The 11,335-nt window shown below is 58.8% G+C and carries 11 protein-coding genes and 1 pseudogene; 11 read left to right on the forward strand and 1 reads right to left on the reverse strand.

Annotation, left to right across the window (positions count from 1 at the left end):
- Positions 1–5: 5 nt before the first annotated feature.
- The 11 genes from ASF44_RS16860 to ASF44_RS33120 all read left to right on the forward strand — a co-directional run bounded on the left by ASF44_RS16860 (position 6) and on the right by ASF44_RS33120 (position 11,046).
- Positions 6–890, forward strand: coding sequence for a hypothetical protein (locus ASF44_RS16860; RefSeq protein WP_056900396.1), 885 nt, complete (start codon positions 6–8; stop codon positions 888–890).
- A gap of 20 nt (positions 891–910) precedes the next feature.
- Positions 911–1,909, forward strand: a complete 999-nt coding sequence (locus tag ASF44_RS31105) for an aromatic ring-hydroxylating dioxygenase subunit alpha (protein ID WP_082524834.1) — start codon at positions 911–913, stop codon at positions 1,907–1,909.
- Positions 1,910–1,922: 13 nt separating this feature from the next.
- Positions 1,923–2,900 carry a hypothetical protein gene (locus tag ASF44_RS31850; RefSeq protein ID WP_156374542.1) on the forward strand — a complete coding sequence of 326 codons (978 nt, stop codon included), beginning with the start codon at positions 1,923–1,925 and terminating at the stop codon, positions 2,898–2,900.
- Positions 2,876–3,919 carry a 3-oxoacyl-[acyl-carrier-protein] synthase III C-terminal domain-containing protein gene (locus ASF44_RS16875; RefSeq protein WP_162243823.1) on the forward strand — a complete coding sequence of 348 codons (1,044 nt, stop codon included), beginning with the start codon at positions 2,876–2,878 and terminating at the stop codon, positions 3,917–3,919. Before ASF44_RS31850 ends, ASF44_RS16875 begins: the two co-directional genes overlap by 25 nt.
- A gap of 19 nt (positions 3,920–3,938) precedes the next feature.
- Positions 3,939–4,919, forward strand: a complete 981-nt coding sequence (locus ASF44_RS16880; protein WP_369820935.1) for a ferritin-like domain-containing protein — start codon at positions 3,939–3,941, stop codon at positions 4,917–4,919.
- A gap of 18 nt (positions 4,920–4,937) precedes the next feature.
- Positions 4,938–5,741, forward strand: coding sequence for an enoyl-ACP reductase (locus tag ASF44_RS16885; protein WP_056900400.1), 804 nt, complete (start codon positions 4,938–4,940; stop codon positions 5,739–5,741).
- A complete protein-coding gene (gene fabG, locus ASF44_RS16890) occupies positions 5,738–6,493 on the forward strand; it encodes a 3-oxoacyl-ACP reductase FabG (protein WP_056900401.1) in 756 nt (251 codons plus the stop codon). The genes ASF44_RS16885 and fabG overlap by 4 nt, the downstream gene beginning before the upstream one ends.
- Before the next feature lie 2 nt (positions 6,494–6,495).
- The gene (locus ASF44_RS16895; RefSeq protein ID WP_162243824.1) at positions 6,496–7,695 is read left to right on the forward strand and encodes a serine hydrolase; all 1,200 of its coding nucleotides are present in this window, start codon (positions 6,496–6,498) and stop codon (positions 7,693–7,695) included.
- 68 nt (positions 7,696–7,763) lie between these two features.
- Positions 7,764–8,294: an aspartyl/asparaginyl beta-hydroxylase domain-containing protein gene (locus ASF44_RS31110; protein WP_082524837.1), complete on the forward strand. Its 531-nt coding sequence runs from the start codon at positions 7,764–7,766 to the stop codon at positions 8,292–8,294.
- A gap of 308 nt (positions 8,295–8,602) precedes the next feature.
- The gene (locus tag ASF44_RS33115; protein WP_156374543.1) at positions 8,603–9,055 is read left to right on the forward strand and encodes a condensation domain-containing protein; all 453 of its coding nucleotides are present in this window, start codon (positions 8,603–8,605) and stop codon (positions 9,053–9,055) included.
- Positions 9,031–11,046 carry an AMP-binding protein gene (locus ASF44_RS33120; RefSeq protein WP_162243825.1) on the forward strand — a complete coding sequence of 672 codons (2,016 nt, stop codon included), beginning with the start codon at positions 9,031–9,033 and terminating at the stop codon, positions 11,044–11,046. Before ASF44_RS33115 ends, ASF44_RS33120 begins: the two co-directional genes overlap by 25 nt.
- 186 nt (positions 11,047–11,232) lie before the next feature.
- Here ASF44_RS33120 and ASF44_RS31855 read toward each other — a convergent pair.
- Positions 11,233–11,335 (reverse strand): annotated as a pseudogene (locus ASF44_RS31855) (IS481 family transposase); the annotation flags it as partial.

The raw sequence follows: 11,335 nt of genomic DNA on the forward strand, positions 1-11,335 counted from the left end.
GTTCCATGGCATCCCCCTCCGGCTCGTCCAGTGCGGCACGCCTGCATGCGGCCGTGCATTGGCGCATCTGTGCGCCCTTCTTCCCCGACGACGCGTTGGAATACCGCATCGAAGCATTGGCCTCGCTGCTCGGCAGGCAGGCCCATCTCTGTCGCGAGAACACCGGCTTCGAAGCCGAGGCACTGGTCGTCTGCTCCACGGTGCTGTCGGGCGCCGTCAACGTCGAACCGGCCAATGTCTCTCTTTTCTGCTCCACGATCGAACGTATCGCGGGGCTGCGGCCCGCCGGCATCGCGAACGTGTACATGTGCACGGGTTGGGGCTTCGCTCTGCGGCACTTCACGGCGCACACGAGAGTCCGCCGCCTGGCCATCGCGATCGCGGACGTCGACGTGCACAACCTGCAGTGGCATCTTGCCCATCCAGTCATCGGGCGTTCCGGATTCGGCGTGACCTGCCTGTTTCTGGAATTGCCGGAGGAACGCAGCCTTCGTCCGACGTGCTCCGGCCCGCATCCGAACAGCGCATTCAACGACTTTGCGCTGGCCCTCAAGGCACACCAGGCGCTCCACGGGGCGCGGATGACCTTTCTGCCGTTCATCAACGATGCCTTGTTTCAGCCGCTCAAACGCGTGGTGGCACCGGGCTATCTGGGCCCCAACAAGATGGCCACATACGGTCACTGTTTCGGAGCCGATCCCTGGATCGGCCTCATCGAGCACCTCGACGGCCAGGCCGCCTCGGAGCTGCGCAGCGCCGTGTTGGGTGCCATCGCGTTCAACGGCTACTACACCCTCGCGGAGATCGCGCTGGCGCCCTCGGCATGGCTTCGCATGGAACACATCCCGCCCGAGGCGCTTCGAGGCGCCGCCACCCTCGCATCCCATTGAGTACAAGCAAGGAGTAAAGAATGTCCCCGGAGAATTGGTATGTCGCCTGCGCTTCATCGCAACTGAATGACCGCCCGCGGCACCTGCGAGTGCTCGGCAAGGACATGGTCGTCTTTCGCAATCCCGACGGGACGGCGAGCATTCTCGAAGACCGTTGCTGCCATCGCGGCGTACAGCTGTCGCTGGGGAAAATCACCGACGGCAACCTGGCATGTCCTTATCACGGATGGCAATACGATGGCACCGGCCGTTGTGTTCACGTTCCCTCGCTACCTTGCGGCACCGCCATTCCACAGGGTTTCCGCGTCCGCGCCTACCCGAGCGCCGAGCAGGATCACTACGTCTGGGTGTGGATGGGCAGCGCCGAGCCGCCGGGGTCGCCTCCAAGGCTGCGCGGCGCGCAGGAATATGCGTGGAAGCAGGGCGTCGTCGAAGTGAAGTGCAGCGCCGAGTTGTTCGTGGAGAACATGCTCGATGGCGCGCATCCCCCTTTCGCGCACAAGGGAACGCACCCCGGCTACTTCTTCAACCGGATCAACGGCTTTCGCGAATACGACTACGAAGTCCGGGTGAGTGACGAGGGCATGGTGATCTTCTATCCCCCCGCCGAGCATGAACAGGACCCGATTCCGCCAACCGCCGACTCCGTCGTTCACTTCGAGTTGCCCGATCGCATCTACGTGCTGCAGCGTGGCCTGAACTTCGATTTCTACAACGTGCTGCACATCGTTCCCACCGGGGACACCACCTGCCGCGTGGAATGGCTGACGCGCCAGCGCTCCAACGAACACTTCGTGCAATGGTGCGCCGATGAGCCCAAGACGCTGGAGCAGGACCGGGTTCTCCAGGAGAGCGCCCAGATCAACTACAGCCGCGAGGGCGCCGACTTCGAGCGCAGCGTGCCTGCGGACTACGCCACCTTGCTGTCGCGCAAGATCATTCACATCGCGCGCGATCAAAACTGGGAGAGCGCGCGAAGCGGTCTAGTCCAGCGCAAGCTTGTCAGAGTCCGGCAATAGGACAGGCTGTACCATGGCCCACGTCTCCCGAGCCATCAGTCATCGCGGCAATGTCATGCCGCCCCTTCCCGTATGGGCGGGGGTTGCGTTGGGCATGGCATTTCCGGCCAACGACGCGAGCGAGGAGCCGCCTGGAGTGCGAGCCGCGGCCGCACGTTGGGACGATACGGAATGCATCGTGCCACGTGGCTTGCGCCGTCGGCGCGAGGCATCCGCGGCCACACTCGCTTGTCAGACCGCGAGCCGGTTGTTGCAACAGGCGCCGGCAGTCGAAAAGCAGAAGGTGCAGGCGCTGATCTACTGCCACGAGGCGCCCGATGCACGCATCCCGGAGTCCACCGCCGGGCGACTCCAGCACGAGCTTGGACTGGCACAGGCAAGGGCCTTCTCGGTCTCCCAGTGTCACAACACGTCGGCCTACGCGGCATTGGATCTGGCGCTCGCGCTATTGCACGGCCCGGAGCAGATCAAACTCGCGCTGGTGGTCGCTTCCGACAAACTGGTTTTTCCGAGCATGAAGCCAAGTACCGACAGCTTGCGCTTCGGCGACACTGCAGCAGCGATGGTGCTGACCCGCGATCCGTCTCCCGGAAGCAGCCTGCAGTTGGTGCATGCACGGCTCGCGCACTGCGACGGCATGCCCAACGCCTTCGAGAGCTGGAACCAGGCGGCCAAGGCGGGCATTGCGGTTCGATGTGCCGATTTTATCGAGGCGTCGCTGCGCGAATGCGGCCTCGCGGCGGACCGGCTCGCGGGTGTCCTGAACTGCGGCACCGATGAAACCCTGGCTGCACGCGTGCATTCAACGCTTGGCATTCACGCATCGGCGATCCTGAACCGGCCGACGGGCCGTTCTCGTGGGACGTCGGCAGCAGACCCGATCATGGCGATCGAATGGCTGCAGGCGAAGGGAGCGGCCGCCGGCCCCGCATTGCTGTGGGGGGCGGGAAACAACGGAGAGCTGGGATGCTGCGTCCTGATCCCATCTTGAGCAAGGCCGAGGCCACGGCAACCGCGGGCAATGCACCTGCCTGCGCGGATGTGCCTTCATACGGGCTTGCGGGCGCGGCATATTTTCTCCCGGAGCGCAGCCGCCGCCTGGAAGACTGGGCGGCTCTGGTCGGGGAGCCTGGACAGGCGCTGTTGCCCGGGATGCGCGCCAATGGGCTTGCGCGGTACCGCGCATGCGGCGATATGACCGTACTCGCACTGGCCGCGCGCGCCGTGCGGCAGCTGCTCGAGAACTCGGGGCTCGTTGCCTCGGACGTAGACGCGGTGCTCTTCTGCCACACCAATCCGACGAGCGTGCTGGCTGCACCCGCGAGCATCCCGTCCGAATTGAAACGGCAGTTCGGCCTCAAGCGCGCTGTCGGTTTCTCCATTTCTCAACAGAACTGCGCCTCCATCGTCTGCGCCCTGCAATTGCTGCGCAGCCTGTTCTGGCGCAACCCCGCTTGGCAGAACGTGCTGATCGTCAGCGCCGACAAGTCATTCCTGGAGTCCTGGCGCGGACTCGGCACCTACGCCATACAAAGCGATGGTGCCCTCGCGTTGTGGGTACGGCGCGGACACGGCCACAACCGCGTGCACCACATCGTCACCCGCACGGAAAGCATCTACTACCAGGGCGCCGCGAAGAGCGCTCAGCTTGGACAACGGCTGGCCATGAACTACCCGGTGATCGCGCACGGCCTCATCGAGCGCGTAGTGCGCGAATCGGGCTGGTCGATGGAACAGGTCGGCGCAGTCCTGCCCATGAATGCAAATCTCAGTGCGTTGCAACGCGTGATCGAACTTCTGGGAATTCCCCCCGACCGCATGTTCACGCGAAATGTCGGCGCCGTCGGCCACGTCTTCGCATGCGACCCCTTCATCAATTTCATCGACCGGTTCGCTGCGACAGCCGAGAAGTCGGCCGACAAGGCTGTGCTCTATTTTTCTTCGAGTTCAGGCAGCTTTGCCGGTCTCTCCATTGCCGACGTTCGCGGCTTCGCCGCTGCGGCCTCCTAGCCCCACTCCGGAGAATCCGATGTCATCGGCACCAGCCCCCACCACCGACTGGCCTTTGCACGTGGCCGTGCGGATGCAGGCCTCATACCGCCAGAACGATCCCGCCTTGGACGCGTTGTACTGCAAAGCCAAGGCCCAGCAGTGGGACGTCGACGACTATGACTGGAGCCACGAGCTCGATCACGACAACCCTCTGCGCCTGCCCGATCCGACGCTGATCATCTACGGCAGCATGCTCTGGGATCGCCTGGATGCGGATCGCCGCGTGGAGGCACGACGCCACTTCCAGGCCTGGACGCTTTCGCAGATCCTCCATGGAGAACAGGGAGCGCTGCTCTGCGCCACCAAGCTTGCGCAGGGAGAACACGAGCTCAGCGGACGCCTTTGCGCAGCGGCCCAGGCCTTCGACGAAGCACGCCACGTCGAGGCGTGCGCACGCATCGTCAATGACAAGATCGGCATCGCCTATCCCTTGTCCAAGTCGCTGCATGCACTCCTGCGCGACACCGTCTGCAGTTCGGAACTGGATATCACCAACCTGGGTATGCAAATCCTCGTGGAGGGCATCGCGTTGTCCCTGTTCCAGACGATCGTGGGTTACAGCCGCGATGAATTCGTCAAGTCCCTCCTCACGCGCATCCAGCAGGATGAGGCACGTCATTTCGCGGTCGGCAGCATCACGTTGACGCGCTTGTACACGTCCGAACTCAGCGGCGCGGAGCTGCGCATGCGGGAGGAATTCGTCTGCGAGAGCATCGTGGTTCTCTACGAGCACCTTTGCGCCGACGACATCTGGGAACCGCTGGGCCACAGCCGCAAGGAATGTGCCTCTCTGGTACGCAATTCGCCGGTCGCCGACGCGCTTCGCCGCAGCCTTTTCCGGCGCCTGGTCCCTGCAATCCGGAACATCGGATTGGCCGGCCCACGCGTTGAAAAGGTCCTGGAATCGCTCAACCTCCTCAACTACATGCACTGGCCGCTCGCACCCGAGTCGGCATGACCTCTACAGGAGCCTCAGATGAAGATGCTGGATCGTCGGCGAGTCCTGATCATGGGCTTGCTCAACAAACGTTCCATCGCCTACGGCATCGCCGCGGCCTGCAAGCGAGAAGGCGCCGAGCTCGCTTTCTCGTACCAGACCGAGGCGATTCGCGAACGGATCGCACCCATTGCGGCAGAACTGGGCTCTGAATTGCTCGTTCGTTGCGACGTCGCCGACGACACGCAGATCGCCGAGGCCTTCGAGGACCTGGCCCGAACCTGGCCGACGTTGGACGGTGTGGTCCATGCTCTCGCTTTCGCGCCGCTAGCCAGCCTGGCGGGAGATTTTCTCGAGAGCGCCGACCGAGAGGCTTTTCGCGTCGCACACGATATCTCGGCCTATAGCCTGGTCGCGGCAACGAAACGGGCGCTGCCGATGCTCGCGCCGGGCGCCTCGATCGTGACCATTAGCTTCCTGGGGGCCAAGCAGGCGGTCCCCTTCTACAACATGATGGGACTGGCGAAGGCGGCACTGGAATCGGCTGTCCGCTACCTGGCCGCAAGCGTCGGCCCTCGACAAGTACGAGTCAACGCGATTTCGGCGGGCCCGATCCGCACAGCGTCCTCCCTGGCGATTTCCAACTTCGCTGCAAGCGCGGAGATCGTCGCGCGTGACGCCCCTCTGAGACGCAACGTGACCATCGAGGAGGTCGGCGAAACGGCCGCCTTCCTGTTGTCGCCGCGTGCAAGCGGAATCACGGGCAACATCGTGCATGTCGATGCGGGCTTCCATGCGATCGTGCCCGGCCTGTCGGGAATGCAGGCGGCGAGGACGGCATGAGCGAGCCCGCCGTTCTGGTCACAGGCGGTAGCCGCGGGATCGGCCGCGCCATTGCCGTCGAACTCGCCGGCCTCGGTCTTCCCGTGCTGGTGAACTACGCCAAGGACGAGAGTGCCGCGCAAGAAGCCCTCGATGCGCTGCGCCGCGTCGGGGTGCGCGCCGAGGCGATGCGCGCCGACGTGTCCGCATCCGGTGAAGTCGACGCCATGCTGCGCGAGATCAAGCACATGGGCCTCTGGGTCCAGGTGTTGGTGAACAACGCGGGAATCACCCGCGACGGACTTTTGCCGCTGATGTCCGACTCCGCCTGGGAATCGGTCATCGGCACCAACCTCGGGGGCGTGTTCCATTGCACCAGGGGAGTGATGCGCACCATGATCCCGAAGAAACGAGGCGTCATCGTCAACATCGCCTCGATCAGCGGAATTCGGGGCCATGCCGGTCAGGCCAATTACAGCGCGGCCAAGGCGGGTGTCATTGCAATGACACGTTCGCTGGCACGGGAGCTCGGGCCCTTCAACATCAGGGTCAACGCAGTGGCACCTGGTTTCATCAAAACGGATCTTCTGCAGCAACTGGGGGCCAACACCGAAGTGCATTCGCAACTGGAAACGATCCGCGACCAGATGATCCCATTCGGGCGCTTCGGGGATGCGCATGAAGTGGCGAAAGTCGTTCGCTTCCTGGCGTCCGACGATGCCAGCTATGTCAATGGACACACGCTTGTCGTCGATGGGGGTCTATCAGTGTGACCTTGCCGGCCGGCCAGCCCCCTTCCCCCGATTTTTCCAATGCCCGGGCCGCGTTGCGGCGGTTCGTCGACGCTCAGGTCATCCCCGGCGCGGCGGCAGTGATCGCGACGGCGAATCGTGTGCTGGAGGAAGACGTCTACGGCTGGGCGGACCTCGAGGAGCGCATACCGCTACGTCACGACCAGATCTACCGCGTGTTCTCGAACACCAAACTGGTCACGACTTGCGGCCTTCTGCTGCTCCTCGAGAAGGGGCATTGCCGCCTTGACGACCCCGTGGCGCACTACTTGCCGGCGTTCTCCCGCATGCGAGTGCTCCGGAAAACCGCACTGTCGTTGGACGACACGGAAGCGGCCCGCCAGCCTCCCACCCTCAGACATCTGCTCACCCACACTGCCGGCCTCGTCTATGCCGGTACGCATCCCGGCTCGCTCCTCGCACAGGCCTATCAGCGGGAGCGGATTCTGGACCCGGCCATCGCGCTCGAGGAGAGCATCGATCGCCTTGCCGCCCTGCCTCTCCTGTTCCATCCCGGCGAAGGATGGGAGTACTCGATGGCGACCGACGTGCTCGGCCGTGTGATCGAAGTAATAAGCGGCGCCCGTGTGGAAGATTTCCTGCAACAGACGGTGTTCGATCCGCTGGCGATGCGCGACAGCGTCTTCCGCCTGCCTCCGCAGAAACTACCGCGCCTTGCGGGCCTGTATGAACCTGCTCAACCGGACCACCCGCTGAAGGGAGGGCTGACGCGTGCGACCGAACTCGAGTCGATATACACGACCAATGATGTGCGCCCCTTGATATCACCCGGCGGAGGTCTTTTCAGTACCACCGCCGACATGCTTCAACTCTTGCGCGCCCTGCTTCCCGGCGAACACGCCTTGCTGCGCCCCGAAAGTCTGGAACTCCTCCTGACGAGCCAGGTACCCGCCAGCATGGTGCGCTACCCCGCCACAAGACCTGCCTCAGGGAAAACCTTCAGCTTCGGCGGGGCGCTGACCGTGCAGCCCTCTTCGATAGAACACCCCCTCTCCAAAGGCGAACTGCAGTGGGGAGGAATCGCCGGAACGCACTGGTGGCTTCATCCGACTTTCAAAACAGTGGGGCTGATCATGACCCAACGCCATCTAGGCTTTTGGCACTTGTTCTCATTTCAATACAAGAACCTGACATACCGCGCGATAGAGGCATTTTTGACATAACCCTACGATTCCTCGGCCCCGTCCTGTCGCTTATATATTTTTCCTCGAGGCCCCGCCTTGGAGTTCATATGTTCGTTGATTCGTCGCATTACCAATTTCTAAAACCACTTCAAAGTGGATGGCGCAAGGCATTCCAGGAGATAATCTCTCTGAAATCCAATTACTTTGCGCAATGGCCCGAACGAGACATTTACAGCGGCAAATGGACCGTTTTTGGCCTTTACAATTTCGGAGAGAAAATCAGCGAAAATTGCGCGCTGTGCCCGCAGACCACCAAACTGGTGGAATCTGTTCCGGGAATGGTAAGCGCAGGCTTCTCTTCTATGGCACCAGGAACACATATCACCCCTCACAAGGGGTACACATCACAGGTATTGCGCTGTCATCTAGGACTCGTTACGAATGACGATTGCGCTCTCCGGGTGGGGGCCCAGGAGAGAGGGTGGACACCTGGTTCATGTTTCGTGTTCGACGATACCGTTGAACACGAGGCTTGGAATCGAGGAGCGACAACGCGCATCGTACTCATTGTGGATTTTAAGCGTGATCAGGGAGAAACTGTTATTGCACCCGAACACGTCAGAAAATATAGAGTGTGATGACAGTAAAGGCAGCGTGTGATGAAGTATCTGAGTCCGGCTCCTGTTGTTTCGGCGCAGATAGAGAGTCTGCGACGCCTTGTATCGCAACGTCATCGCCGCAATAGCTTTACGCAGGTTTCTTCGCTCCTTATAGTCAAGGATGATCGCCAAAAGAAACAGCACATGCGCGAAAACTGCAAGCCGCATTGAGCTTCTTGATTCAAAAAAGAAGAGCTGCGACCTCATCCCCCCTTAAAGACCAATCCATTTTTAACTAGGCAATTCCAGACAAGAGTGAGTTGCCGCGACAGTATTGGAGTAGCAAATTGAACAGCAAAAAAACGCCGGATGTCTCGGTTATGGAGGTATTTATTGCCTCGAAATCAAAGCAGCAGCTTTTCTACTTCCAGGCTGCCAACCCCAACAGCTCCGCGTACAACATGTGGCTTGAACTACCCGTCGCAGAATATGGAGATATAGGAGATTCAGCTATTGAGCGAGCTTTTTCAACGCTCTGCAGAAAACACTCATCGCTGCGGACCGCATTCGAGATTAAAAATGGCCAACTCATGGAGCATGTGTATGCTGAGATAGCCATGGAAATCCTGCACTCCCCCCAACAAAACAAGAATGAAATCTCAGAATTTCTTGCAAAACCCTTTATATTGACTACACCCGGTCTTTTCAGGGCTTTGAATCTGAAAGACGAGAATGGAAAGTCTTCAGCTATCGTTTTTTCAGCTCACCATATAGTGTGCGATGGCGTGTCACTGGCATAATTGCCACTGATTTACTGAGCTCTCTCACCCAGAGAAATTTCTCATTCGAGACAGACAATGAAAGCCATCGAACCTCGCCCACCTCCACCGCCATTTCACCATCGCGCCAATACAAAAAGGAAAATACACGCTTTCAACTAGATCAGGTTTTTTGGCAGAAGAACCTGTCGAATCCCCCTGCGCGGCCCCGCTTTCCCGTGTCATCCGCGACGGCAAACCCGTCCACCAAAATTGGACTCTCCGTCTGGTCCACCAGAATCGAGCTAAAAAACTCGAATAAGTCCAGCAATTCAGATGAAAGGCGAATCGATATCCCCACGTTGGCCACAGTTCTGTGCCACACACTTAGAGACATCATTGGCGAAACAGATTTTCTTATTGGAATTCCCGTATCCAACAGAAATCGTAAATCCGACATGCAAAGTGTCGGGCATTTTGCAGAAGTAAAAGTACTTCGAATAAAACTCGCGCCGAAGGCTAGAGCACGAGAAACATTAGAATCAGTTAGGCTAAATCTATTCAATCTTCTTCGCCATAGAGATTATGATATAAATGATCTAAAGAACTGCACATCAAGCGACAACGTCGAATCATTTCTGCCACTTCCCTCCATATTATTGAATTTTCAATCACTCGACGAAAAGGGGTTTTCGTTGAGTAGCCACAGATTGGGCTATCGGCACATCGGCATAGACTCCAAAACGGCGTTGGAGCTGAATGTCCTGAAAAATGGTAGCTACTTATCATTGGAATTCCACCATGACAGCAAGTTAATCGGAGTGGATTTGGTAAAAAGAATTTGCGAAGTATTCACCACCATATTATGTGAGCCCTTAGAAGTTGAGCGCACACCATCGCTTTACAAGTCGGACTTGGCGATTGAAGAAATTGCCACTTTGACCGAGTGGAACAATACTCAAACCCTGTACCCATTCGTGTCGGGACTACATACCTTGTTTGAGGAACAAACTGCCCGCTCTCCGGAAAGAATCGCCTTAAGATTCGAAAGCCGGGACCTGAGCTATGGCGAGCTTAACAGATGTGCGAATATCATGGCCCTTAAACTCCGTCTTTTAGGAGTGCGGTCCGGGTCCCTAATTGCGGTCTATATGAGTCGAGGCCCGCAAATGGTAGTCACTTTGCTGGGAATTCTCAAGGCTGGTTCGGCCTACCTTCCATTGGATACAGAGACACCGGAGGAGAGACTTCTCTATATGGTTGAGGATTCACGCCCCTCTCTCATCCTCACCGATAGCTATCAGATTTCCCGACTCCCAGCTCCCGCCAGGAGAAGTTCACTCTGCGTGGAAGACGGCTGGTTCGCAGAACATTCGGCCGAGAATCCCGAGCCCGCTACTAAGGCGTCCGATCTCGCATATGTAATCTATACCTCTGGCTCATCAGGACGTCCAAAAGGGGTTGAAGTACAGCATTCAGCGATAATAAACCGAATTCAGTGGATGCAGGATGAATACGGCCTTGATACTGGGGACGTTGTTCTCCATAAAACCCCTATATCGTTCGACGTATCGGTTTGGGAAATTTTTTGGCCACTCTCTTACGGTGGGATACTTCTGGTGGCTAAACCGGATGGGCACCGGGATCCCCGATATCTTGCTGAGCTGATCGCCTCGAACAAAACTTCTTTCCTCCATTTCGTCCCCTCAATGCTTCTGGCTTTTTTGAACACATCTGAGGGGCAAGCTCTCTCCACGGTCAAAAAGGTATTTAGTAGCGGAGAAGAGTTGAGTTGGGGGATTCAAGCATTCGGGCGGTCGGCAAGCATCGAGCTTCAATTCGGGGAAGAAAAACAGGTAGTTCTATCAAATGCGGACTGCATGATCTCCGCGAACTTCGGAGTTGTGCGTCAGCCGGATAATGAGTATTCAGCCCAATCACTCAGTGTCCCATGCCTTTGCAAAACATCTAGCGAAGCCTTGATCCTGTCACCATCATCGCCAAACGATGCCAAGGAGCTTCTGGGATTTTGACCGTTCTTGAGCGTCATCAATGTTCGCTCGAGCAGCGAGAAGCAGTAGGCATCCAACGAAGGGAGTCCAAGTTTCTCCATTCTTATGCCCACCGTCACACCTGACACACCACGGCTTCTTGCAATTGCCTCGTAGTTCCCTCGGTGCGCCATCCATTCATGAGCGGAACGACAGGAACTCCACTTTCTAGGTGTAGTTTCTCAGGACGTTGTTCCCGTCAAAGCCGAGTCTGGAGGCGGGAGGTTGGTGCGAGACGGCGGAGTGCGGCCGATGGAAGTTGTAGTGCTGC

Source organism: Pseudorhodoferax sp. Leaf274 (genome assembly GCF_001422445.1).
In the GTDB taxonomy this organism is placed as follows: Bacteria; Pseudomonadota; Gammaproteobacteria; order Burkholderiales; family Burkholderiaceae_C; genus Pseudorhodoferax.

What these genes read in the sequence shown, in the direction of transcription:
- ASF44_RS16860 (WP_056900396.1), top strand. Translation starts at nt 6, where the DNA reads ATGGCATCCCCCTCCGGCTCGTCCAGTGCGGCACGCCTGCATGCGGCC.
- ASF44_RS31105 (WP_082524834.1), top strand. Translation starts at nt 911, where the DNA reads ATGTCCCCGGAGAATTGGTATGTCGCCTGCGCTTCATCGCAACTGAAT.
- ASF44_RS31850 (WP_156374542.1), top strand. Translation starts at nt 1,923, where the DNA reads ATGGCCCACGTCTCCCGAGCCATCAGTCATCGCGGCAATGTCATGCCG.
- ASF44_RS16875 (WP_162243823.1), top strand. Translation starts at nt 2,876, where the DNA reads ATGCTGCGTCCTGATCCCATCTTGAGCAAGGCCGAGGCCACGGCAACC.
- ASF44_RS16880 (WP_369820935.1), top strand. Translation starts at nt 3,939, where the DNA reads ATGTCATCGGCACCAGCCCCCACCACCGACTGGCCTTTGCACGTGGCC.
- ASF44_RS16885 (WP_056900400.1), top strand. Translation starts at nt 4,938, where the DNA reads ATGAAGATGCTGGATCGTCGGCGAGTCCTGATCATGGGCTTGCTCAAC.
- fabG (WP_056900401.1), top strand. Translation starts at nt 5,738, where the DNA reads ATGAGCGAGCCCGCCGTTCTGGTCACAGGCGGTAGCCGCGGGATCGGC.
- ASF44_RS31110 (WP_082524837.1), top strand. Translation starts at nt 7,764, where the DNA reads ATGTTCGTTGATTCGTCGCATTACCAATTTCTAAAACCACTTCAAAGT.